Origin of the sequence: Rothia sp. LK2588 (assembly GCF_040946465.1) — a bacterium.
Taxonomy (GTDB): Bacteria; Actinomycetota; Actinomycetes; order Actinomycetales; family Micrococcaceae; genus Rothia.
This window is the reverse complement of the sequence record NZ_JAYWLS010000002.1, coordinates 220,863-244,644: the sequence shown is the minus strand read 5'-3', so window position 1 is coordinate 244,644 and position 23,782 is coordinate 220,863. Positions and strand designations below refer to the sequence as shown.

The following is a 23,782-nucleotide window of genomic DNA, read 5'->3' as shown; positions in this document are numbered from 1 at the left end:
GAAATATTTGCGCGTTCGGGGCCGAAGGCTCTGCACGCACCGTACGAGGCCCACAGACGGAGAGAAGAACGGTACGAGAGCATGACTGACCTCATTGACACCACGGAGATGTACCTTCGCACCATTTTGGAGCTGGAAGAAGAGGGCATCGTTCCCATGCGCGCGCGTATTGCCGAGCGCCTGGATCACTCCGGCCCCACCGTCTCGCAGACCGTGGCGCGCATGGAGAAGCACGGCCTGGTGACGATCGCCCGCGACCGCTCTTTGCAACTCACCGATGAGGGGCGGCTGCGTGCGGTGGAGGTCATGCGTAAGCACCGCCTCGCAGAGCGCCTGCTCGCCGACGTCATCGGCCTCGACATCGCCTATCTTCACGACGAGGCGTGCCGCTGGGAGCATGTGATGAGCGAGCGCGTGGAGCGCCGCCTGATGGAGCTGTTGAACCAGCCGAAGTACTCGCCCTACGGCAACGCGATTCCCGGGTTGGAGGGCCTGGGGTTAGAGAGCGTCGAGGACGACCAGCGCACCGTCACCCTGGCGATCGCGGCCCGGGACTCTTCGGCAGACGACCGTTTTACCGTGTCTCGCTTTCCGGAGTACCTGCAAACCGATGTGGAGTTGTTGCAACGCCTCGGAGATGCGGGGATCGTCTATGGCTCCTCGATCTCGGTATTGGACGACGGCGAGGGCTTCGTGCGCGTGGCCGCAGATGGCGAGGACGGTTCGTTGCGGCTGGCCCCGGAGGTCGCTGAGGCGATCGTGGTGAAGCGCTAAGGAAAGTCTGTGTCTCCGGTGAACCCCCGTGCAATGGTGCACGGGGGTTTCGTACTTTTCGGGGCGGGTGGAGAGTCCGACATTGTAGGCCGTGCGTGTAGCTTGGGGGACAGGTTGTCGGGTGCTTGTTGGGGCTGTGATGTAGTCGACTTAAACTTTTTGTTACCAAAAAGTGATGTTGTTCTGTGTGGGATTCTGACCGCCACCTGAGTGATAAAACCCCTGATAAATCAAGGAAGTGCAGAAACTGAAATAATAAGCCGTCTGTGTGCACTGTGGTTTTTTGCGCAAAATTCATTGCGAATGTGGGTTTGCGGAGTGCGTTTTTGTTATCAAAGCGTGACATTTCGGGATGACCGTTGTAGCGTATTCCTCGTGCCAATCACTGGTCGGAGAGGCACCCTCTGAACAGATGCCTAGTTCTGCCACTGTTCATCCAGAAGAGGTCAACTACATCAATTGCTTTTTGGCAGAAGCGGGGGACCCAAACTTTTTTTGGGTTCTTTTCTATGGAGAGCCCTTGGGGTGAAGCTACGTGTTTGATCGCGTGGCCGAGTGAACCTTCTACTCGAACCCGACAGCTTACCTCGTGAGGCAAATGGAGGATATTACTATGAGCAACGCTCGTCACATGGCAGCTAAGAAGAACAACATCGCCCGCAACGCAGGCATCGCAGCAGTTGCAACCGCAGCTCTGGCAGGTTCGGTAGCTCCCGCAAACGCTTTCGCAGTCGCAGACACCTCGGCATCGGCATCGACCTCGTCGTACGCTCCCTCGCTGACTTCCTACGACGCAGCTTCCTACACCACCGCTGGCGCACAGGCCCAGACCACCACCGCTCAGACCGCTGGTGTTTCTGCTCAGTCCACCAGCACCAAGGACTTCACCGGTAACCTCTCCGGTCTGCGCGCAGGCATCGTGTCTGACGCACTGGCAGGCCAGGGTGGCGCCTACGTTTGGGGTGGCGAGTCCTTCAAGGCTTGGGACTGCTCGGGCTTCGTTTCTTACGTTCTGGCTCAGAACGGCATCAACGTTGATTCCTACACTTACACCATGAAGGATCAGCTCACCCCCACCTCGAACCCCCAGCCCGGTGACGTTGTGTTCACTAACGGCTACGCACACGTGGGTATCTACCTGGGCAACGGCAAGATGATCTCGGCTCTGAACCCTGCACAGGGCACCCAGATCACCGCAGTTGACGGTGGCGGCTTCATGCCCGTCGACGGTTACTACACCGCACGCTAAAGAATTAACCTCTGCCTCGCGTAGAGGAGGGAGCACCCCACGGTGCTCCCTTTTCTTAAGCCATTCTGCGCTCTGGTCGATCTCGCGCGGAATCACCTAGCTTGGCCTCATCGCTCCTCAACGGGTGCTTGAGGCCCCTCATAACCGAAGTCTTTTTCATCAGACACTCGGTGATGCGACCCCAGTACGACCAGCAGTGGGTCGCATTTTTTATGCCCGCAGAACATCGAGGGCACGAGCCGATAGGATGAGGATATGCCTACTCAATTCGAAACCCCCACCAGCAGCTCAGACCAAGAATTCACGTTTATGGCCATCGGTATGGTCGCCGGGGCAGTTCCCGGGATCATCGTGGGTCTGGTGATCGCCATGTTTATCGGCCACGCGGCGATGTGGGTCTCGATCACCGGAGGCATCGGCATCATCATTGGCCTGGTCATCGCCAAGATGCTCTACGCCAAGAAGCGCAACAACCGCGCAGATGCGGTCTCTTCGAGTGAGACTCTCCGATAACCCAGCACGCGAGGCTCCTGAACTGGGGCCGCTAGCGCGCTGACAGCTTTTCGATCTCCTCGCCGATGTTCCGGCGTGCCGGCTCCTCCCACTTCTGCCGCGCCGTTTGCGTGGTAAAGAGATGCTCGCGGCGGATAAAGCTTTGCAGGATCTCCCTGCGGGCCGCCCGAAAGTCGGCTTCGGAGACGTGGGCGTACTCTTGCCGTACCCCGGCCACGTACCGCCGATACCGCGGCGCCGGGGCGGCCAAAATTGCCAGGTCGGCATCGAAGAAGGCGGCAATATCGCCGGTGCTCAGGCCCGCCTCGCGCTGCAGGCCGCCCGGCTCGTCCTGCGCGTGCGTGGCGGAGGCCTCGATCAGCTCGGCGACCGTGGCCACCTCGGCGGGGGTGAGCGTCCTATCGGTCACCAACGGGGTGAGCACGTCCCGAGCGAACTCCGCCGAGCGCGCCTCGTCCTGCCCCGGGACGCCCTCGTACACCACATCGTGTAACCACGCGGCGAGCTGAACCACTTTCGGCACCCTCGCGCCGGTGGCGGAACCGTAGAAGGAATCCAGTGCGGTGAGCATCTCGAGTAGATGTGCGCTGTTGTGGTAGCTACGGTGGGTTTGTTCCCATTGGTCTAAGAGGTGCTCGCCGAGATCGTGCTGGCCTGGCAACAACGCATCCCAGCGGCTCAACAGGGTGCCGCGAATCTTGCTCGGCCGTTCTTTCAGCGGCACCCGCAATCCTGAGGCCACCAGCGCACGGGTAAGTTCGTTCCCGCTGACCGGACGAGCCCCGGCAGCCACCAGCCGGTCGTAGAGTTCGGCGGGAACGTCGTAGTGGTCGAGGTCGAAGGCGCGCGGGGAGAGATGCTGCGCCCGCGCGAAGTCGTGTAGCTCGGCGTAGGTGCTGTCGGAGACCAAGTGAGAGAAAACGGTGCCGTGCGCGGGCCAGGTGGGCGGGTCAATCAGAATGGCCATAGGGTACCTCGTCTCTCGGTTCGCTGTGGTTCGTGCCGGTTCGTTATACTGAAGTGGTCTTTCTCAAGGCGCGCCCTCGTAGCTCAGGGGATAGAGCACCGCTCTCCTAAAGCGGGTGTCGATGGTTCGAATCCATTCGGGGGCACACTCTTAGATACACCCAGAATGTTCCTGGAATCCTGCGTGTCCCACCACTATGTGCACGCGGGATTACAGGAACATTGTGCGTTAAATAAGGGCCTAACCTCGCTGACCGGGTAGCTCGCCTCGGGAGAACGCGGCGAACTTCGATCGCACCAGGCGGTAGGCCATGTACACCAGCTGCGCGATGCAGGCGGCAAAGAGAATCCAGCGTAGCGACATCAACAGAGACACCAAGCCCACCGGTCCGGCAGGGTTGGCGATCACCACATCCAGCAGAAAACTGCCGGCCAGGAACACCACCGCGTAGGCCACCGGGATCGCACCCATGGCCACCGCCACCGGACGCTCAAACCGGGATCCACCGATCATCCCCAGCCACGCCGCGGCGAAAATCAGCGGCAAGACCAGCCCCGAGGAGCGGTGCACGAACTGGTACTGCACGATATCCGTAGCGCCGAGACCGGTGGCTACCGCGCGAATGCGCTCGGCATCGAAGGCGAACATTAGCTCGGGCATCTGCTGACCGGAACGCTGGGCGAACTCACCCAGCAGCCAGAAGTGGTAGTAACCGAAGAGCAGCATCGCGATCACAAACGCCACGCCGGCGAACATGAAGGAGCTCGAGCGCTCCGGCTCGGCGGCCAACTCGCCGCGGCTCGGGGTGCGGCGGGCGGCGTCCTGAACGGGGGAGGCCGCGCGTGAGGAGGCGCGGGAGGCACCTGCCGGGGCGGACGTCGCAACCGGCTTCTTCGTCGGCGCCTCGGTGTTCTCGCCGTACAGGCGCGCCTTCTGGCTCTTCGACAAACTCATGGCTCTCCTCAACCTCTCACACGATCAAAACCCGCAGACTCACAGGTGTCTCCATCATATCGAGCACCCTCATCGCACCCCCAGCCGAGGGCGAAACACCCCTGACTCGAAAATGTGTTCGGGCTAAAATGGGGAACGCGATGGATTATCTTTTTGACGACGAAGACAGCTTTATGCCCGCCCGCCCCGCCGGCGCGGGGCAACTCGAGGCGCCCGGCTACGATGATTTCATGCCGCCTGCCTATCAGGTCGGCGGTTACGGCATGGACGACCCCTACGCGCCCGCCTACACGGCCTTCGAGGAAGCCGAACGATCCACCGACCACCTGACCGAGGGCCTGAACGAGCAACAGCGCGAGGCCGTCGTGCACTCCGGTTCACCCCTGCTGATCGTCGCGGGGGCGGGGTCGGGTAAGACCCGCGTGCTCACCCATCGCATCGCGTACCTGTTGGCTACCGGGCGTGCCCACCAGGGGCAGATCCTGGCCATCACCTTCACCAACAAGGCGGCCGCCGAGATGCGTGAGCGCATCGAGGCGCTGATCGGGCCACGCGCGAAGCAGATGTGGATCTCCACCTTCCACAGTTTCTGTGTGCGGGTGCTCCGCCGCGAGGCCAAAACCCTGGGGCTTAAATCGACGTTCACCATCTACGATTCGGCAGACTCCCTGCGGCTGATCACGCTGGTTACCAAGTCTCTGAACCTGGATCCGAAAAAATTCGCGCCCAAGGCCATGCAGAACAAGATCAGCCAACTCAAGAACGAGCTGACCGATGCCGAGGACTTCGCGCGGCAGATGAACCCCGCCAGCCCCTGGGATCGCGCGGTCAACGACGTCTTCCGGGCCTATACCGAACGGCTGCGCGCGGCCAACTCGCTCGACTTCGACGACCTCATCGCCACCACCGTGCACCTGTTCCGCGCGCACCCGCAGGTCGCTGAGTACTACCGTCGCCGGTTCCGCCACGTGCTGGTCGACGAGTACCAAGACACCAACCACGCCCAGTACGCCCTGGTGCGTGAGCTGGTCGGTGGCGCGCCCTCGCAGGCCGAGCCCGGGCCAGAACAGACGCCCTACCCCAGTGCCGTCCCTCCGGCCGAGCTAACCGTGGTGGGCGACTCGGACCAGTCCATCTACGCTTTCCGCGGGGCCGACATCCGCAACATCACCGACTTCGAATCCGACTACCCCAACGCCCGCACCATTTTGCTGGAGCAGAACTACCGCTCCACCCAGAACATTCTCTCGGCGGCCAACGCGGTGATCGAGCGGAACAAGGGCCGGCGACCCAAAAAGCTGTGGACGGCATCGGGTGACGGTGCCAAGATCACCGGGTACGTGGCCGAGTCGGAACACGCCGAGGCCCGCTACATCGCCCAAGAGATCGACCGTCTGCGGGACGACCACGGCGTGGCCCCCGGAGACATCGCCGTCTTCTACCGCACCAACGCGCAGTCGCGCAGCCTCGAAGACATGCTCATGCGCATGGGCCACCCCTACCGCGTGGTTGGTGGCACCCGCTTCTACGAGCGCAAAGAGATCAAAGACGCGCTGGCGTACCTGCGCATGCTCAACAACCCCGATGACGACATCAACGTGCGTCGTATTCTCAACGAGCCCAAGCGCGGCATCGGGGCCAAGAGCGAGGCGGTCGTCGCCGCGTACGCCGAACAGCAACGCGTCTCGTTCATGACTGCCTTGCGGGCCGGAACCGAGGTGCCCGGCATGGGTGCGGCCGGTGCCAAGAAGATCGCCGGCTTCGTGCAACTGGTTGACGACCTCGCCCAGATTGCGGCGACCGAGTCTGCCGCGACCTGTCTGGAGGCTGTGCTCGAGCAGACCGGTTACCTGCAGTCACTGCGTGAATCCACCGATATTCAGGACGAATCTCGGGTGGAGAACCTCTCGGAGCTGGTGGACGCCGTGCGCGACTTTGAGACCGAAAACCCCGGCGCCACCCTTGAGGACTTCCTCGAACACGTCTCGCTCGTGGCAGACGCCGACCAGATTCCGAACAAGCCCCGCCCGACCGACGATGAAGAGGGCCCGACCGCGGCGCAGATCGCCGCCGAGGTGGCCGAGGCCCGTAGCCAGGGTGTGATCACCCTGATGACGCTGCACACCGCCAAGGGTCTCGAGTTCCCGGTGGTGTTCTTGACCGGTATGGAACACGGTCTCTTCCCGCATCAGCGTGCCCTAACCGACGAGAACGAAATGAGCGAGGAGCGTCGCCTGGCCTACGTGGGCCTAACCCGCGCGATGGAACGCCTGTACGTGACCCGCGCCGAGAACCGCTCGATGTGGGGCCAGTCGCAGTTCAACCCGCCCTCGCCCTTCCTCGAAGAGATCCCCGAGGAGCTCATCGAGTGGAAGCGTCTCGGTTCCGGGATGGGCATGCGCATGGGTGGCCTGGGCGGTTTCGGCGGTGGAGGTTATCCCGGCACCGGGTACTCCTCCGGCGGTTGGGGTTCGCCCGTGCACTCGCGCCGCTTCGACGAGGCTGGCGGCGGGCGTTCTGCCCCGCGCGGGCCGTCGACCGCGGACGTCAACGGTTCGGCTTCCTACGGACTGGCGGCTGCCACACGGGGCCAGAAGACCGCGCGCGTGCAACAGAAGAAAGAGATTCCTGCGTTGAACGTGGGCGATCGCGTGCAACACACCAGCTTTGGCGAGGGAACCGTCACGGCCCTGGAGGGAGCCGGGGATAAGACGGTGGCCAAGGTGAAGTTCGCGACCGAAGAAAAGCGGCTCTTGTTGCGCTACGCACCGTTGAAAAAACTCTAACTCGGGCATAATTGAAGGGTCTGTTTTTCAAAATTCAACAGATTTTTACTGAGGAGTGAACAACAATGACACCCGGTGACAGTACGCCCGAAGATGGCACACTCCAGTCGACCGCGTCGCAGTTCGCACAGGCAATGGATCGCGTCAGCGATCAATCGGTTCAGCTACAGGAGATTCCCAACCTCACCCTGATCCGCATCGAGATCGACCCCAACTCGCGGGCGGCGGTGCGTTTGCAGAAGGTATTGGGTGTCAGTTTCCCGCGGCATGCAGGCGAGGTCACCGGCGACCGTCGCGCGATGCAGGTTCTCTACAGCACCCGACAGATCGTCGCCTGCCTCTGGGTGCACGACGACATCTTCTTGGTGGTCTCCCGCGTGGATCACGTGAAACTCGGCCGCGCTCTGGATTCCGCTTTAGGTACGGACAAGGGCCTCATCTTGGATGTCTCATGGAACCGCTCTGTCATCGAGCTCTCCGGCCCGGACGCCGCAGACGTGCTCTCCCGCTCGGTCTCGGTGGAGGAGGTTCCCGAGTATTTCGACGTGGGGATGGCCCTGCGCGCGAACGTCGCCGATTCCGAATTGATGCTCTGGCGTGTGGACACGGACCAGTACCTGTTGGTGCCGCGTTCCTCGCACACCGGTTCGGTGATGGCGACGATGTTCGATGCGATCTACGAGGTCAAAGAGAGCTAGCGCTCGCGGTCTTTGACCGCTCGACGCCCTTGAGGCGTGAACAGCTGTGCGCTCCCGGTGTTTTGGCCGCCCTATAAGTTAGTGAACTAGCCGGGTTTTCGGTAGAGTTGCACCTGACAGAAGAGTTGTGGTCTTCATCTCCGCGTGAAGGTTCTCAAGACTCTAACTCGGGTGAAGCTCGCGATTCTTCGAAAGAAAAGAAAGCCAACCTCTACGTTGGCACACTTCAACGAAGAAGGATTACAGTGGACCTGTTTGAATACCAGGCACGCGACCTGTTCGAGAAGCACGGTGTACCCGTACTTGCCGGCATCGTGGCCACCACTCCCGAAGAAGCCAAGGCTGCAGCCGAGAAGATCGGCGGCGTCACCGTTGTCAAGGCCCAGGTTAAGGTGGGCGGCCGCGGTAAGGCTGGCGGCGTGAAGGTTGCCAAGACCGCAGATGAAGCGTACGAATACGCTCAGCAGATTCTCGGTATGGACATCAAGGGCCACACCGTCAACCGCGTGATGATCGCCCAGGGCGCAGACATCGCCGAAGAGTACTACTTCTCCATCCTGCTGGATCGTTCCAACCGCACCTACCTGGCCATGTGCTCGGTTGAGGGTGGCATGGAGATCGAGCAGCTGGCCAAGGAGCGCCCCGAGGCTCTGGCGAAGATCGAGGTCAACCCCACCGAGGGTCTGAACGAGGCTAAGGCCAAGGAGATCGTCGAGGCAGCAGGCTTCCCCGCTGAAATCCAGTCCGACGTCGCCGCCGCTTTGGTGAAGCTGGGCGAGGTCTACGAGAAGGAAGACGCTACCCTCGTTGAGGTCAACCCGCTGGTCAAGACCGGCGACGGCGAGATCCTGGCCCTCGACGGCAAGGTCTCCCTCGACGACAACGCAGAATTCCGCCAGGAAGGCCACGCGGCTCTAGTCGACAAGTCGGCAGAGAACCCGCTGGAGGCTAAGGCCAAGGAGAACGACCTCAACTACGTCAAGCTCGACGGCCAGGTCGGCATCATCGGTAACGGCGCAGGTCTTGTGATGTCCACTCTGGACGTCGTTGCCTACGCCGGTGAGAACCACGGCAACGTCAAGCCCGCTAACTTCCTCGACATCGGAGGCGGCGCGTCCGCTGAGGTCATGGCCAATGGTCTGGACGTCATCCTCAACGACGAGCAGGTCAAGTCCGTCTTCGTGAACGTCTTCGGCGGCATCACCGCCTGCGACGCCGTGGCTAACGGTATCGTCAAGGCCCTGGAGATCCTGGGCGACAAGGCAACCAAGCCGCTGGTCGTGCGTCTGGATGGCAACAACGTTGAAGAGGGTCGCAAGATCCTCAACGAGGCCAACCACCCGCTGGTTCACCAGGCAGAGACCATGGACTCCGGCGCCGACAAGGCAGCCGAGCTGGCCCACAACGCTTAATTCGCCGTTTTAGATTTATAGAAGGTAAATAACATGTCTATCTTTTTGAACAAGGACTCCAAGGTCATCGTTCAGGGCATCACCGGCGGCGAAGGCTCCAAGCACACCGCACGCATGCTCGCTTACGGCACCAACATCGTTGGTGGCGTGAACGCCCGTAAGGCCGGCACCACCGTTACCCATACCAACAAAGAGGGCAACGAGGTTGAGCTGGACGTCTTCGGTTCGGTCTCCGAGGCCGTCGAGAAGACTGGTGCAAACGTCTCGATCGTTTTCGTGCCCCCGGCTTTCACCAAGGACGCCGTGATTGAGGCTATCGACGCCGAGGTTCCGCTGGTCGTCGTCATCACCGAGGGTGTTCCGGTACAGGACTCCGCCGAGTTCTGGGCACACGCAAAGTCCAAGGTGGATGCCAATGGCAAGCAGATTACCCGCATCATCGGCCCCAACTGCCCCGGCATCATCAGCCCCGAGCAGTCCAACGTGGGCATCACCCCCGGCAACATCACCGGCAAGGGTAAGCTCGGCCTGGTCTCCAAGTCCGGTACCCTGACCTACCAGATGATGTACGAGTTGCGCGACCTGGGCTTCACCACCGCCATCGGCATCGGCGGCGACCCGATCATCGGCACCACCCACATCGACGCTCTGGAGGCCTTCGAGGCTGACCCCGAGACCGAGGGCATCGTGATGATCGGTGAGATCGGTGGCGACGCTGAGGAACGCGCTGCAGAGTTCATCAAGGCCAATGTCACCAAGCCGGTCGTCGGTTACGTGGCTGGCTTCACCGCTCCCGAGGGCAAGACCATGGGTCACGCCGGCGCTATCGTCTCCGGTTCCTCGGGTACCGCTGAGGCTAAGAAGCAGGCTCTGGAGGCCGCAGGCGTGAAGGTCGGCAAGACCCCGTCTGAGACCGCTCAGCTGATGCGCGAGATCTTCGCCAACAAGTAAGACGGCTTTCGCCGTAGAGCAGGACGCCGGTGGTGCGCAGGTAGCGCGCCACCGGCGTTTTTGCGTGCCCGCTATTGGTGAAGGACTTGAAAGCGGGCGCTTTTATCTGAGGCCGCAAAGAATGTGGCCGGACCGCCTTTTTATTAATAGAAATAACAAATTGATTCATTTTTTCTGGGCAACAAATTATTTATAAAATGTCGTTCTTTATCTGAGTATATGTAGCTATTTTGGGGGACAATTTATCCGCTCTATGATGGGGATCTGAGTGCTAAACCGGGGAAAGTCTGGGGTGGCCTGTGAATATATTTCACTCCGCAAGATAGTGAGCTTTTGAAGCGTTTAAAATCTACTCCCTCAAAAGTTTCAACACCTGTAGTCTTAAGTGCTGAATTTACAATTCGCATCACTTTCACTTACAGAGTTAGGGGAACTCTATGACTACCACTGTCTCGCGCCGCGCGGTAGCCAAGGGAGCAGTTTGGGGTGCTCCCATCGTCCTGGCCTCTGCCACCATTCCTGCCTATGCCGCATCTCAGAACAAGCTGGGCATCCAGTACGGCGTGTACGTCTCCACCCAGTACAACGGCGGGTACGTAGGGTACGCCACCAGCAACAACACCGGCACCATCAACGCCACCAGCCCGGACGCCTACTTCGCCTCCAACCCGACCCCGGAGAGCGACATCAACTGGAACGACGCCACCTCGCGCCCGACCAATTCCACGTCCTTCGTCAACGGTGAGGGTTCTTTCACCCCGGTCACCAACTCCCAGAGCGGTCAGAACGGTGCCTACGCATCGTCCAGCGGTTTCTGGTGGTCGGTGCCCACCACCGACATCGCGAGCGGCTCCAACTACATCTCGCGTTCGACCGCGACCCTCGCATCCGGTGCAACCTTCGTGACCGTGGTAGAATACACCGTTCCCGCCGGCGCCGAATGGTCCGTCAATAACGCCACCATCAACGGCCAGCTCTGGAGCCCGAAGAACACCAAGCCGCTGACCGGCACCACCGCTGAGGCTATTTCATCGGCGACCCAGTCCACCTACCTGTCGATCGCGCAGACCGCCGGTAGTTGGACCGCCGACATTCCGGCGGTGACCAAGAACGCCGATGGTTCCTTCACCTTCCGCGGCACCATCACCTACAAGACCACCAAGTCATACACCCTGACCCAGACGGGCACCAAGTACTACGGCCAGACCAACTTCATGCCCGCCCAGCTCAAGTTCTCGGATGCCTACGGTTGGACTTCCTACAGCCAGACCTCCTACATCCAGAACGCCACGATCACCTACTCGGGCAACGGCATCACCGACACTCTCAGCCTGACCGGTCTCAGCACTACCTCGACCATTCGCCCCTAACCGATAGCGAACCAAAAAAGCCGGCGCGCCCCGTCTCAATGGACGGGGCGCGCCGGTTTTTAAAGCTGTGCGATATAACGGGGCAATCGGTTAACTCACCGAAGTGCCGAACGCCAGGCCCAGCAGGTAGGTCACCAGGGCCGCACCCATGCCGATCGCGATCTGACGTAGGCCGCGCTTGAAGGGGGAGGCCCCCGAGAGCAGGCCGACAATGCCGCCCGTGAAGCCCAGTGCCACCGAGACGAAGATTAGCGACAGTACGATGCCCAGCATGCCCGAGGCACCGAAGATGAACGGCAGAATCGGGATCAGCGCGCCCGAGGCGAAGAAACAGAAGGACGCCGCCGAGGCGCCGATGTCGGTGCCCAGCGCCGCGTTGTTGCGCTCGTCGTCCGGGTCTTCGGCGGGGTCGCGCCACGAGAGCGAGGGGTCGCAGTCGCAATCGAGGTAACCGAAGCGTTCGAGGGCGCGGTGGTGGGCGGCCTCCTCGCTCATGCCGCGGGCCTTGTAGATGAGCTCGAGCTCGTTACGGTCGATGTCGAGCTGGTCGGCCACCGAGAGCGTGACCTGCGTGGGGGAGGAGGCGTCCAGCATCTCGCGCTGGGAGCGCACCGAGACGTACTCGCCGGCGGCCATCGAGAGCGCGCCCGCCAACAGGCCGGCGATGCCCGAGAGCAAGACCATCTGCTGCGAGGCACCCGAGGCGCCGATACCCATGATGAGGGCCACGTTGGAGACCAGGCCGTCATTGGCGCCGAAGACCGCGGCGCGGAAGTTGCCCGAGAGCTTCTCGCGACCGGAGGTCGACAGCGCGCGGATGATCTCCTCGTGGATCGCCTCATCGGCCGCCATGGCCTCGGTGGCGTCGGGATCCTCGGCGTAGGGGGAGCGCTGCTCGGCGCGCTGGGCCAGCGCCAAGACGAACACCGAACCGAAGTTCTTGGCCAGTAGGTAGAGGAATTTCGACGAGATCGAGGGCCGCGGTTCGGGGTCGGCGTGCTTGCCCAGCAGCGCCCGCCAGTGGTTTTGGTGACGGATTTCGGCCAGGGCCACCTCGCGCAGAATTTCTGCCTCTTTCCCCTCGGCGCGGTCGGCCAGCGCCGCGTAGATCTTTGCCTCGGAGATTTCTTCGGCCAGGTAGCGGCGCCAGCGTTTGATCTGCGCCTGCGTGGGGTTCAGCACCGCCTGGTGGACGTCGGTGTTGAGGTTCTGAATGTAGCGGCGGCGATCCTCGGTGGTGACGATACCGGTGCGGATGACCTCGGCGTTGGCGGCCATTTCGCGCTCGAGCCGCATCGCGGCGGTGTCGGTCGAAGGTTCGTTAGCGATGTCCAGGGAGTCTTGATTGCGATCGGGGTGGCCTGTGGGCTGGGCGCTACGGCTTGTCATTCAAGCTCCTGAGTCTGTGTTGCGGGGCGGACGCGCGAGGCGGGTATCGCGGACGACGAGAGTTAATCTTAGGTCAGGCCAGGAGAGGTTCCAAGAGCTACCCCCTGGGAGAACCTGGGGTGATTTTGACCATCTTCGGGCTCAACAACGCACCAAAAAACCGGCCCGCACGGGTGGTGCGGGCCGGTGGTGGGGGGGGGAGGGGGCGTCTTACTTGACGTTGCCCTCGCCGTCTTCGAGGTGAGCGCGCAGGAACCACTGGAACTTCTCGAGCTCGGCGGTCTGACCGATGAGCAGGTCTTCGGTCACCGGGTCGACGTCACCGATTTTGGCGATGGCCGCGCGGTGGTCTTCGATGATTCCGATGTAGACCTCGTTCAGCGCACGAATGTGCTCGATGCCGGTGGCGCGGTCAACCGGGTAGTCCTCCCAGGTGCGCTTCTTGACCAGGTCGCCAGGCAGACCGTTGGGGCTAACACCCAGAGCAGCCATGCGCTCGGCGAGATCGTCGGCGAAACCGCGTGCCAGCTCCACCTGGGGATCGAGCATCTCGTGGATGCCGATGAAGTTCGGGCCGACCACGTTCCAGTGGGCGTGCTTGAGGGTCAGATGCAGGTCGTTGATGGCGTGCAGACGCAACTGCAGGGTTTCGCCGACCTGGTGGCCTGCTTCGTTGGTGAGACCCGGCACGGTGTATTCAGAGTTCTGGGCTGACATTGGAATTCCTTTCCGTCGATTGCTGTACTGCTTACAGCTTATCGACTTTGCGCAGGAACTTCCAGGGTTATTACGAATTATTCATAATAAACCCACCCGAGGGGGCGCGCTACGAGTTGAACGCCTTCAGAATTGCCTCGAGGGAAAGGTCCTCGTGGCGAACCTGGGCGTCACCGGCGTCGGCGGGTACCTCGACTTCGCCGGGCACCACGATGACCTTCATGCCGGCGTCCGTGGCGCTACGAACGCCCGAGGGGGAGTCTTCGATCGCCACGCACTGCGTGGGATCCACGCCGAGGTGCTGGGCGCCCAGCAGGTAGGGCTCCGGGTGCGGTTTCGAGTGGGTGGTCTGCTGATCGCCAATCACCGTGGCGAAGACGCCCGGGGCCTTCTCAGCGGTGCGCTCGGCCACCGAGGTGGTGGCGTTGGTGACGACCGCGCAGGGAATTCCAGCCTGCTTGAGTTGGTCCAGCAACGGGCGAATGCCGGGCAAGAAGTCGTACTCGGCGTCTGCGAAGTACTCGTGCATGTAGGTGATGAGGAGCTGCTCGATCTCCTCCAGCGGGCGATCCACACCTACCTCCTGCAGGCGTTCTAGGGTGGCCTGGATCGAGTAACCCAAGACTGCCTTGGTGTCCTCAGAGCTCCAGGTGGTGCCGTGTTCGGCGCAGATGCGTTGCTTGGCTTTCTCCCAGATCGGTTCGGTGTCAACGAGGGTGCCGTCATGGTCAAAAAGTACGGCCTGGGGCAAGGGTGAGGAGGTAGAAAAAGGCATGGTTTTAGCCTACTAGAATGAGGGGCATGAGCGCAGAAAACTCCGTCTTGCACCGCCCCTCCGGCCCGTGGCATCGCGCCGTACTCTGGGCCGCCGTTCCCGGCGCTATCGTGGCGGCCGCGTGGATCACCGCCGGTCGTGCGCTGTTTGGGGCCGGCGGTTGGCTCGTGCCGGTTTTCGCCGTCAGCTTCGGCCCCCTCCTGCTCGTGGTTTTGCTTGTTTCCGCCTGGTACGGCGTCAAGGACGCCCGCCGCCACTCACCCGGCACCGGTACCTCGACCGCGCTGGCGGTGTTGCACCCGGTTACCTGGTTGCTGGCCTTCATTTTCGGAATGCTCTGCCCCGACCGGATAGACGGCCGCACCGTCTCGGCGGCCTCGCAGTTGCTGGGGTACGAGTTCGTAGGGTTGTCGGCCGGTTTCGGCAACACCTTCGGCATTCTGACCTTCGTGGCCGCGTTTGCCACCCTCCTCGTGGCGATCTCGCAGGCGCGCCGCTCGGCGCGCCGTGCCGCCGGTATCACCGAGGCCGATGAAGAAGAGTTCGAGCGCTCGCAGAGTTCGTACGAGTTCTTGGACTAGCCGTTCTTCGTTGAGCCGTGCTGGGCCTAACCGTTGTGACCGCAGACCTTGGGTGCGGCGTCCACCCTGAGCTAAAAAGGTTTAAAACCTATTGCGCCCGCAGAGTTGAGCGAGGTACACTCAAGTTACTTGAAATATCCCAACTCAAACGAGAGGTAAAGAATGGACGCTAAATTTACGACGTCCTCGCAAGAGGTCATCAATAGCGCGAACATGAACGCGCAAACCGCAGGCAACCCCACCATCGAACCGGTACACCTGCTCAAAGCACTGCTGGACCGCCGCGAATCGGTGGCGGTAGCGGTACTCAAAGCCGCCGGTGTCGACGTCGATGCCGTCTCGACTGCGGCGTCCAACGAGATCGCCAAGCTGGTGAAGAACTCCGGTTCCAGCGTGAGTCAGGCCCAGTTCAGCCGCAACGCCCTGCGCGTGATCCAAACCGCCCAAACCAAGGCCCAAGAACTCGGTGACAGCTTCGTCTCGACCGAACTGCTGCTCTTCGGCATCGCCTCCGGTGAAGACCCCGCCGCCCAGGCACTGAAGAACGCCGGAGCTACCGCCGAGACCATCGCCCGGACCATCCCCACCGTGAGAGGAGACCGCACCGTGGATACCCCCGACCCCGAGGGCACCTTCCAGTCGCTGGAGAAGTACGGCACCGACCTGACCGCCATCGCCCGCGAAGGCAAACTCGACCCGGTCATCGGCCGCGACTCCGAGATCCGCCGCGTGGTGCAGGTGCTCTCGCGCCGCACCAAGAACAACCCGGTGCTCATCGGCGAACCCGGCGTCGGCAAGACCGCCGTGGTCGAGGGGCTGGCTCAGCGCATGGTCTCCGGGGACGTCCCCGAATCCCTGCGCGGCAAGACGCTGATCTCGCTGGACCTGGGCTCGATGGTTGCCGGGGCGAAGTACCGCGGTGAATTCGAGGAGCGCCTCAAAGCGGTTCTCGAGGAAATCCGCAAGTCTGAGGGCCAGATCGTGACCTTCATCGACGAGATCCACACCGTCGTGGGTGCGGGCGCCTCCGAGGGTTCGATGGACGCCGGCAACATGCTCAAGCCCATGCTGGCCCGTGGCGAACTGCGACTCATCGGCGCGACCACGCTCAACGAATACCGCGAGAACATCGAGAAGGACGCCGCGCTGGAGCGCCGTTTCCAGCAGGTGTACGTCGGTGAGCCCTCGGTGGACGACACCGTCGGCATCCTGCGCGGTTTGAAGGAGCGCTACGAGGCCCATCACAAGGTGGCCATCGCCGACTCGGCACTGGTGGCTGCAGCCAACCTGTCCAACCGTTACATCCCCTCGCGTCAGTTGCCCGACAAGGCGATCGACCTGATCGATGAGGCCGCCTCGCGACTGCGCATGGAGATCGACTCGGCACCCGAAGAGATCGACATGCTCCGCCGCGCCGTAGACCGGTTGACCATGGAAGAGCTGGCGCTGGCCAACGAGTCAGACCCGGCATCGGTCGAACGTTTGGAAGCGTTGCGCGCCGAGATGGCCGACAAGAAGGAAGAGCTGGATTCGCTTAACGCCCGTTGGGAAGCGGAGAAGGCCGGCCTGAACCGCGTGGGTGACATCAAGAACAAGATCGACGAATTACGCTCGGCGGCCGAAGTCGCACAGCGCGAGGGCAACCTGGCCGAGGCGTCCAAGTTGCTCTACGGTGAGATCCCTGCTCTGGAACGCGAACTGCACGACGCCCAGAAGGCGGAGGAATCCGCCGGTGGCGAGGCCATGGTCTCCGAAGAGGTCACCGCAGACGACATCGCCGAGGTCATCTCTGCCTGGACCGGCATCCCCGCCGGCAAGATGCTACAGGGCGAGACCGAGAAGCTGCTCAACATGGAGTCCGAACTGGGCAAGCGCCTGATCGGTCAGAAGAGCGCGGTGCAGGCCGTCTCCGACGCGGTGCGCCGCTCCCGCGCGGGCATCGCCGACCCCGACCGTCCGATCGGATCGTTCCTCTTTCTGGGCCCGACCGGTGTGGGCAAGACCGAGCTGGCCAAGGCCCTGGCTGAGTTCCAGTTCGACGACGAGCACGCTCTGGTGCGCATCGACATGAGCGAGTACTCGGAGAAGCACACCGTCTCGCGTTTGGTCGGCGCCCCTCCCGGATACGTGGGCTATGACCAGGGTGGTCAGCTGACCGAGGCCGTGCGGCGTCGCCCCTACTCGGTGGTGTTGTTGGACGAGGTCGAGAAGGCTCACCCCGACGTCTTCGACATCCTCCTGCAGGTGCTCGACGACGGACGACTCACCGACGGCCAGGGTCGCACCGTGGACTTCCGCAACGTGATCCTGATCCTCACCTCGAACCTCGGTTCGCAGTTCTTGGTCAACAGCGAGCTCGATGACGAGGAGAAGCGCAAGTCGGTCATGAACGTGGTTCACCAGGCCTTCAAGCCGGAGTTCCTCAACCGTCTGGACGACACGATTATGTTCGAACCGCTTACGGTTCAGGACCTCTCGCGGATTGTGGGCCTGCAGCTGGAGTCGATGGCGGCCCGCCTGGCCTCCCGCCGCATCACCCTGGACGTGACCGAGGCGGCCTCCGAGTGGCTGGGACTGACCGGTTACGACCCCGCCTTCGGCGCGCGTCCGCTGCGCCGCCTGGTGCAGACCGAGGTGGGCGACCGCCTGGCCAAGGGCATTCTGGCCGGCACCATCCGCGATGGTCAGACTGTGAAGGTGGACGTCAACCCCGACGTCGCCAGCGACGGCCTGGTGGTCACGGCCGAGTAAGATCCGCGACTTCCCGATTTTTGCCCGAGTTCCCTGTTCTGCGCAGGGATCTCGGGCATTTTTCGGTATTTCGCGGATCTAGAGGACGACGGCGTCGTCGGGGGCGTGCAGGCTACCGTCGGCCAGCGCGTCCAGTACTGCCGGCACTTCGACCACCTGCCGCGCGTCCCCCTCCTCCGCCAGGACGCGGCGGGTCAGCTCCGGCAGGCGCAACTGCTCAGGACCGGTGACGGTGACGATGCCCTGCCCCTGGTTGCCCAGCGCGGCGTCCACTAGGAAATCCGCGACCTTCGCCATGGGAACCGGCTGAACAGCCCAGTCTTGCACCTTCACCTCGGTCTCGGTCTGCTCGACCGCCGCGGGGTTCAGTGCGAACTCGTGCCACTGCGTCGAACGGACCACTACGGTGGGAACGTCGCAGGTGAGCAGAATGTTCTCCTGATCGTAGCGCGCCTGGTAGAAGGGGAATTCTTGCAACGATTGCTTCTGCACCCCGTTGATCGACAGCATCACCACGCGCTCTACCCCGGCCTTTTCGGCGGCGGTGACCACGTTGCGAGCGGCCTGCGAGATTTCTACCGAGGGATTGGCATGATCCAGCGTGGCTACCTGCGAAACGTCGATGAGGGCGCTGACCCCCTGCAGCGCCTCGCTCAGACCCTCGCCGGTGAGCAAGTCAACTCCGTCGGTGCGGGAGATCCGCACGACCTCGTGACCGGCCGCGTTCAAGCGATCGACGAGAAGGGAACCCATGGCGCCCGAAGCGCCTGCAACTGCAATCTTGTTCATGATTGCTCACTTTACCGTGGCCAAGAAACCCTGCCCGGGCAATAATGGGGGAGTGAACTTCGAATCTTCCTCACGCGCCTCCAGCTACGCCTCCGATGAACAGTCCCTAGCCAGACCAGACATCGCGATTGCCCACCGCTCGGCACTGCGCTCCATCCAGCGCGTGGTGGAGGAGACCGCGATGGCCACCGACCCGGAAGTCGCCCGCGACGGGATCGGGCAGATGCTGGACGCCGGTGGCGTGCTGGTGCTGACCGGGGCCGGGGTCTCCACCGGCTCGGGCATTCCCGACTACCGCGGCCCGCAGGGATCTTTGAAGAAACACCGGCCCATGACCTATCAGGAGTTCCGCTACGACGACGGCGCCCGCCAGCGCTACTGGGCGCGCTCCTACGTGGGCTGGCGCCGGATGCGCCGCGCCGAACCCAACGCGGCCCACTACTTGCTGGCCAAGTTCGAAGAGTGCGGCGCGCTGGCCGGTTTGGTGACCCAGAACGTGGACGGCCTGCATATGCGCGCCGGCTCTCAAAACGTGGTGGCCATCCACGGCGACCTCGATCGGGTGATCTGCCTGATGTGCGGTCATCTCGAGGCGCGCGGTCACATGGACCTGCGCATGGCCGAGGTGAACCCGGGGTACCTGGAGCGGTTGGAATCCGAGGAGCTGCAGGTCAACCCCGACGGCGATGTCGAACTCGACGACTCGTTCATTCGCGACTTCCAGATGGTCGGCTGCGAGGTGTGCGGTTCGACCCGGCTCAAACCCGACGTGGTCTACTTCGGTGAGTCCGTTCCCGCCGAGCGCAAGGCGGCGGTGGCGCAGATGGAGCGGGACGCGGCGTCCCTGTTGATCGTGGGTTCGTCGGTGGCGGTGATGAGCGGTTTCAAGCTGGCGCTCAACGCGCAGAAGGCGGGGAAGCCGATCGGCGTGATCAACGGCGGCCCCGGACGCGCCGACACCCGCGCCACCTACCTCTGGCGTACCGAGGTGGCGGCGGCGCTCGCGCAGCTCGTGTGAGGGTTGCGCTCGCGCAGTTGAGGTGATTTTTCCCGCGATTTATCACGACGTGGGATGCGAGTCTGCATAATACACAAAAAACCTGTACCCTTAAGAAACGAAACACTTGTAAGCATTCCAGGGGCTAACTGTGCTCTAGCACGCTGGCTTCGGGGACACGACGGATAAAGAGGGGGTCACGCCATGGGGCGCGGCCGTCAAAAGGCTAAAGCAACAAGGCAGGCTCGGGAGATGAAGTACTTCAGCCCCGAGACAGACTACAGCGCGCTCGAACGCGAGCTTAGTAGTACCCGTAAGAGTTCATCTCAGGCATCCTCTACTCCTCGTTACGAGCAAGAGGACGACTACTCGGAGTACATCGATAAATACGCCGACGACTACCGGGGCGACGACTAACCGGCACACCGCAACCGGAGCCGTCTGAACCATTGACAACAGAACAGCCCAGGCATCTCTGCCCGGGCTGTTTTGTTTTACCTTACTTGGATGATGCAGGACGCTGGTCGGCGGCGTGAGCCAGGTACAGCACCCGTCGATTCACCCCCGTTGAGAACGACAACAGGCGAAACTCCGGGCAGTACTCCACCGTGGTCTCCGAGTCTCGGGGGAGCGAGTTGAAGTGCTTCACCGCCTGAGATACATGCCCCGGGTGATGATGCCACATCTCTAACCGCTCTCCGCTTAACTGGAGCGTGATGAAGTTGCCGCGAGCCTCCATGTGAAACACCGGCGTCCAGCTATCGCTCTTGGCTGCCAGGCGGGCGTGAATGTGGTGTACCTCGTAACCGGGCCAATACACATCGCAGCCGCAGCTGAGAAGGCTACCGAAAACCTGGGGTTCGGGGGTGGACGGAAGATTGCTCATGATGAGCTCCTTGAAATTCGCAAACTTCCACCGGCACGGTTGCGCGGGTGGCCGATCTTCTCACAGGGGCACCGTGCGCGAAACGCGGTTGCCAGCCAACCAGCTGTGAGCCTTGAGGTTGGTCTTCTGGATCGTGGAAATTATCTTAACACAGCGAGTTCCCGATTTTTGTGCGAATTCCCGGCTGTGCGCAGGGAAAACGTGCAAAAATCGGGAACTCGCCGATCTGAAGAGGAGGGGTTAGCCGGCGTACTGGTTGAGCAGCACCGCCGCGCCGCCGTCCACGCCCTTGGCGCCCTGAACGTAATCGGGGCTCTGGGCATGGGTGCCGTCGTCCTCGGCTACGGTGCCCAGGATCCACGAGGTCAGTCCACGATCGTTCAGGCGCTTGACCGCGGCGTCCGCCACCGAGGGATCCACCACGGCGATCATACCCACGCCCAGGTTCAGCGTGCGCTCGAGGTCTGCCTGGGGCACCGAACCGAGCTCGCCGATCAGGCGGAAGATCGCCGGAACCTCCCAGGTCGAACGGTCCACCACGCCCACGGTGCCCACGGGCAGAACGCGGGCCAGGTTAGCCGCCAAGCCGCCACCGGTCACGTGCGAGAAGCCGCGGATGCCGGCGCCGGTCTTGCCGTCTTCGCCGTTGACCGGGAAGGCCTCGATGAGATCCAGGCAATCGGCGGTGTAGATGCGGGTCGGTTCGAGCAGTTCTTCGCCAAGGGTGCGGCCCAGCTCGTCCACCTGGCGGTCCAGGCCCCAACCGGCCACGTTGATGACCTTGCGTACCAGCGAGTAACCGTTGGAGTGAATGCCGGAGGAGGCCATGCCAATCAACACGTCGCCCGCGCGCACACGGTCGGGGCCGAGGAGCTCGTCCGCCTCGACGATGCCGGTTGCGGCGCCGGCGACGTCGTACTCGTTCTCGGCCAGCAGACCGGGGTGCTCGGCGGTCTCGCCGCCGACGAGGGCGGTGCCTGCCAGCGAGCAACCCTCGGCCACACCGCGCACGATGTCGGCGATGCGCTCGGGAACCACCTTGCCGGTGGCGATGTAATCGGTCATGAACAGAGGACGCGCGCCGGTGACCACGATGTCGTCAACGACCATGCCCACCAGGTCGTGGCCGATGGTGTCGTGCACGTCCAGCGACTGCGCGATGGCAACCTTGGTACCCACACCGTCGGTGGAGGTGGCCAGGTACGGTTTGCGGTAGTCCTTGAGCACTGAGAGATCGAACAGGCCGGCGAAACCGCCCACGCCACCGACCACGCCGGGACCGTGGGTGGCCTTGACTGCGCCCTTCATGAGCTCGACCGCGCGGTCGCCGGCCTCGACGTCCACGCCTGCGGATGCGTAGGTTACGGTTTTCTGGGTTTCGCTCATGAGTTGTCCTTCTCAGAATCGATGGTGTCAGCGTTCTCGGCGGGAACCTTGTCTTCGGGGAACACGAGTGATTCGAGGTCGGCGTCCGGGCTGGGCTCGCACGAACCCTCGGGGCCGTTCTCGGAGACCTGTTCGGCATCGGCCACCTCTGCTGGGGAGGGGGTGTGCTCGCCCAGCTTGTTCTCCAGCTTGTCCGAACCGGGGCGGGTCTCGATGGAAACGGCCTGAGCGCCCTCGGGCTTCTGAGCCACCGGACGCTCGGCGGTCACCTCACCGATCGACGACGACAGCGGGCCGCCGCCTCCGTTGTGTTCCTTGGTGTCGAAGATGGATTTACCGATCTTCTCGGGGATCGGGATGGGGTATTCACCCGTGAAGCAGGCGGTGCAGAGGTTTTCGCGCTGCTGGTGGGTCGCGGCGATCATGCCGTCTTCGGAGATGTAACCCAGCGAGTCGGCGCCCAGCGAGTTGCCGATCTCTTCGATGGTCAGGCCGTTGGCGATCAGCTCCGAGCGGGAGGCGAAGTCGATGCCGTAGAAACAGGGCCACTTCACCGGCGGGGAGGAGATGCGCACGTGCACCTCTTTAGCGCCGGCCTCACGTAACATGCGCACGAGCGCGCGCTGGGTGTTGCCGCGCACGATCGAATCGTCAATCACGATCAGGCGCTTGCCCTCGACCACCGATTTCAGCGGGTTGAGCTTCAACCGGATGCCCAGCTGACGGATGGTCTGCGATGGCTGAATGAAGGTGCGGCCCACGTAGGCGTTCTTGACCAGGCCGTTGCCATAGGGAATGCCCGACTCTTCGGCGTAACCGATCGCCGCGGGCACACCGGATTCGGGGGTGGGCATCACCAGGTCGGCCTCGACCTGGTGTTCGCGGGCGAGCTGGCGACCCATCTCTACGCGCGATTCGTAGACGGAGCGGGCGTTGATGGTGGTGTCGGGGCGAGCCAGGTAGACGTACTCGAACACGCAGCCGGCCGGCTTGGCCTGGGCGAAGCGCGTGGAGCGGAGGCCGCCGTCCTCGTCGATGATGATGAACTCGCCGGGCTCGACCTCGCGCACGTACGCAGCGCCAACGATGTCCAGCGCCGCGGTCTCGCTGGCCACGACCCAACCGCGGTCGAGTCGGCCGAGCACGAGCGGACGCACCCCTTGGGGGTCGCGGGCGGCGTAGAGCGTGTTTTCGTCCATGAACACGAGGCAGAATGCGCCCTGCAGAGTGGGCAGCAACTGCAACATGGCATCTTCGAGGGAATCGGCATCGTGTTCGGCCAGCAGTGCGGTGACCAGTGCGGTGTCGGTGGTGTTACCCTGCGCGATTTCACCGCGGCTGGGGGCCGCGCCGGAGTTTTTATCCAAAACCCGGTCGTAGAGCTCCGCCGAGTTGGTGATGTTGCCGTTGTGGGCGAGGGCGATGGTGCCGTGCGGGGTGCCACCGAGGGTGGGCTGTGCGTTGGCCCAGTGGCTGGCTCCGGTGGTGGAGTAGCGGCAGTGCCCGACTGCCATGTGGCCGGTCATCGCCGAGAGGGTGGACTCGTCGAAAACCTGCGAGACCAATCCCATGTCTTTGTAGACGTTGATCCGTTTGCCGTCGCTGGTAGCAATGCCCGCGGATTCTTGACCGCGGTGTTGCAACGCGTAGAGACCGTAGTAGGTCAGTTTCGCGACGTCTTCGCCAGGGGCCCAAACGCCGAATACACCGCATTCGTCTTTGGGGCCGTGGTCGATGGGGTCGAGGTCGTGCGTTAGTTTTCCGTCAGGACGAACCAATTGTTGCCATCTTTTCGAAAAGTAGGATGCAAGGGTTTCTGCGTTGACCGTTGCTTGCC

21 protein-coding genes, 1 tRNA gene and 2 riboswitches are annotated in these 23,782 nt (G+C 62.6%); of the genes, 13 read left to right on the top strand and 9 right to left on the bottom strand.

Annotated features, from left to right (window positions below; translation table 11 throughout):
* Positions 1-81 precede the first annotated feature (81 nt).
* The 3 genes from VVR12_RS05460 to VVR12_RS05450 all read left to right on the top strand — a co-directional run bounded on the left by VVR12_RS05460 (position 82) and on the right by VVR12_RS05450 (position 2,536).
* The gene (locus tag VVR12_RS05460) at positions 82-774 is read left to right on the top strand and encodes an iron dependent repressor, metal binding and dimerization domain protein (RefSeq protein ID WP_368550158.1); all 693 of its coding nucleotides are present in this window, start codon (positions 82-84) and stop codon (positions 772-774) included.
* Positions 775-1,224: 450 nt separating this feature from the next.
* A riboswitch (cyclic di-AMP (ydaO/yuaA leader) is annotated at positions 1,225-1,385 on the top strand.
* 2 nt (positions 1,386-1,387) lie between these two features.
* Positions 1,388-2,023 carry a C40 family peptidase gene (locus VVR12_RS05455; protein WP_368550157.1) on the top strand — a complete coding sequence of 212 codons (636 nt, stop codon included), beginning with the start codon at positions 1,388-1,390 and terminating at the stop codon, positions 2,021-2,023.
* A 255-nt stretch (positions 2,024-2,278) separates the two neighbouring features.
* Complete coding sequence (locus VVR12_RS05450) at positions 2,279-2,536, top strand: hypothetical protein (RefSeq protein WP_368550156.1); 258 nt, start codon at positions 2,279-2,281, stop codon at positions 2,534-2,536.
* Between the two features lie 31 nt (positions 2,537-2,567).
* Here VVR12_RS05450 and VVR12_RS05445 read toward each other — a convergent pair whose 3' ends face one another.
* Positions 2,568-3,503, bottom strand: a complete 936-nt coding sequence (locus VVR12_RS05445) for a DUF4031 domain-containing protein (protein ID WP_368550155.1) — start codon at positions 3,501-3,503, stop codon at positions 2,568-2,570.
* A 72-nt stretch (positions 3,504-3,575) separates the two neighbouring features.
* Here VVR12_RS05445 and VVR12_RS05440 point away from each other — a divergent pair.
* Positions 3,576-3,648: transfer RNA gene (locus tag VVR12_RS05440), tRNA-Arg, on the top strand.
* A gap of 95 nt (positions 3,649-3,743) precedes the next feature.
* Here VVR12_RS05440 and VVR12_RS05435 read toward each other — a convergent pair.
* Positions 3,744-4,457 (bottom strand): hypothetical protein, encoded by a 714-nt coding sequence (locus tag VVR12_RS05435; RefSeq protein ID WP_368550154.1) that lies wholly within the window; start codon positions 4,455-4,457, stop codon positions 3,744-3,746.
* A 140-nt stretch (positions 4,458-4,597) separates the two neighbouring features.
* On the opposite strand from VVR12_RS05435, the gene pcrA reads away from it, so the two are divergent.
* The 5 genes from pcrA to VVR12_RS05410 all read left to right on the top strand — a co-directional run bounded on the left by pcrA (position 4,598) and on the right by VVR12_RS05410 (position 11,674).
* The gene (gene pcrA / locus VVR12_RS05430; RefSeq protein WP_409349882.1) at positions 4,598-7,243 is read left to right on the top strand and encodes a DNA helicase PcrA; all 2,646 of its coding nucleotides are present in this window, start codon (positions 4,598-4,600) and stop codon (positions 7,241-7,243) included.
* Between the two features lie 65 nt (positions 7,244-7,308).
* A complete protein-coding gene (locus VVR12_RS05425; RefSeq protein ID WP_368550153.1) occupies positions 7,309-7,941 on the top strand; it encodes a sarcosine oxidase subunit gamma in 633 nt (210 codons plus the stop codon).
* A gap of 245 nt (positions 7,942-8,186) precedes the next feature.
* Entirely contained in the window at positions 8,187-9,353 is a 1,167-nt protein-coding gene (gene sucC, locus VVR12_RS05420; RefSeq protein WP_368550152.1) for an ADP-forming succinate--CoA ligase subunit beta, read from the top strand.
* 33 nt (positions 9,354-9,386) lie between these two features.
* A complete protein-coding gene (sucD, locus tag VVR12_RS05415) occupies positions 9,387-10,304 on the top strand; it encodes a succinate--CoA ligase subunit alpha (protein ID WP_368550151.1) in 918 nt (305 codons plus the stop codon).
* 437 nt (positions 10,305-10,741) lie between these two features.
* The gene (locus VVR12_RS05410; protein WP_368550150.1) at positions 10,742-11,674 is read left to right on the top strand and encodes an amino acid oxidase; all 933 of its coding nucleotides are present in this window, start codon (positions 10,742-10,744) and stop codon (positions 11,672-11,674) included.
* Between the two features lie 90 nt (positions 11,675-11,764).
* On the opposite strand, the gene VVR12_RS05405 is transcribed toward VVR12_RS05410, so the two are convergent.
* From VVR12_RS05405 to VVR12_RS05395, 3 genes are all read right to left on the bottom strand, one after another.
* A complete protein-coding gene (locus VVR12_RS05405) occupies positions 11,765-13,063 on the bottom strand; it encodes a VIT1/CCC1 transporter family protein (RefSeq protein ID WP_368550149.1) in 1,299 nt (432 codons plus the stop codon).
* Between the two features lie 210 nt (positions 13,064-13,273).
* The gene (locus VVR12_RS05400) at positions 13,274-13,780 is read right to left on the bottom strand and encodes a Dps family protein (protein ID WP_368550148.1); all 507 of its coding nucleotides are present in this window, start codon (positions 13,778-13,780) and stop codon (positions 13,274-13,276) included.
* A gap of 109 nt (positions 13,781-13,889) precedes the next feature.
* Positions 13,890-14,555 carry an HAD family hydrolase gene (locus tag VVR12_RS05395; RefSeq protein ID WP_368550147.1) on the bottom strand — a complete coding sequence of 222 codons (666 nt, stop codon included), beginning with the start codon at positions 14,553-14,555 and terminating at the stop codon, positions 13,890-13,892.
* A gap of 26 nt (positions 14,556-14,581) precedes the next feature.
* Here VVR12_RS05395 and VVR12_RS05390 point away from each other — a divergent pair, with 26 nt between their 5' ends.
* Together VVR12_RS05390 and clpB are read left to right on the top strand one after the other, a co-directional pair.
* Positions 14,582-15,136 carry a hypothetical protein gene (locus VVR12_RS05390; RefSeq protein ID WP_368550146.1) on the top strand — a complete coding sequence of 185 codons (555 nt, stop codon included), beginning with the start codon at positions 14,582-14,584 and terminating at the stop codon, positions 15,134-15,136.
* Between the two features lie 162 nt (positions 15,137-15,298).
* On the top strand, positions 15,299-17,887 hold the full coding sequence (clpB, locus tag VVR12_RS05385; RefSeq protein WP_368550145.1) for an ATP-dependent chaperone ClpB: 2,589 nt from the start codon (positions 15,299-15,301) through the stop codon (positions 17,885-17,887).
* A 78-nt stretch (positions 17,888-17,965) separates the two neighbouring features.
* On the opposite strand, the gene VVR12_RS05380 is transcribed toward clpB, so the two are convergent.
* Positions 17,966-18,676, bottom strand: a complete 711-nt coding sequence (locus VVR12_RS05380) for an SDR family oxidoreductase (protein WP_368550144.1) — start codon at positions 18,674-18,676, stop codon at positions 17,966-17,968.
* On the opposite strand from VVR12_RS05380, the gene VVR12_RS05375 reads away from it, so the two are divergent.
* Both VVR12_RS05375 and VVR12_RS05370 read left to right on the top strand, forming a co-directional pair.
* Complete coding sequence (locus VVR12_RS05375) at positions 18,639-19,694, top strand: Sir2 family NAD-dependent protein deacetylase (RefSeq protein WP_368550143.1); 1,056 nt, start codon at positions 18,639-18,641, stop codon at positions 19,692-19,694. The two genes, VVR12_RS05380 and VVR12_RS05375, sit on opposite strands and share 38 nt — an antisense overlap.
* 183 nt (positions 19,695-19,877) lie before the next feature.
* Positions 19,878-20,090: a DUF3073 domain-containing protein gene (locus VVR12_RS05370; protein WP_368550142.1), complete on the top strand. Its 213-nt coding sequence runs from the start codon at positions 19,878-19,880 to the stop codon at positions 20,088-20,090.
* A gap of 82 nt (positions 20,091-20,172) precedes the next feature.
* Here the strand turns inward: VVR12_RS05370 and VVR12_RS05365 are convergent, their stop codons facing one another.
* The 3 genes from VVR12_RS05365 to purF all read right to left on the bottom strand — a co-directional run bounded on the left by VVR12_RS05365 (position 20,173) and on the right by purF (position 23,723).
* Positions 20,173-20,559 carry a hypothetical protein gene (locus tag VVR12_RS05365; RefSeq protein WP_368550141.1) on the bottom strand — a complete coding sequence of 129 codons (387 nt, stop codon included), beginning with the start codon at positions 20,557-20,559 and terminating at the stop codon, positions 20,173-20,175.
* Between the two features lie 16 nt (positions 20,560-20,575).
* Positions 20,576-20,692, bottom strand: a riboswitch (SAM riboswitch).
* Positions 20,693-20,799: 107 nt separating this feature from the next.
* Positions 20,800-21,945 (bottom strand): phosphoribosylformylglycinamidine cyclo-ligase, encoded by a 1,146-nt coding sequence (gene purM / locus VVR12_RS05360; protein ID WP_368550140.1) that lies wholly within the window; start codon positions 21,943-21,945, stop codon positions 20,800-20,802.
* Positions 21,942-23,723 carry an amidophosphoribosyltransferase gene (purF, locus tag VVR12_RS05355; RefSeq protein WP_368550139.1) on the bottom strand — a complete coding sequence of 594 codons (1,782 nt, stop codon included), beginning with the start codon at positions 23,721-23,723 and terminating at the stop codon, positions 21,942-21,944. Before purF ends, purM begins: the two co-directional genes overlap by 4 nt.
* Positions 23,724-23,782: the final 59 nt, after the last annotated feature.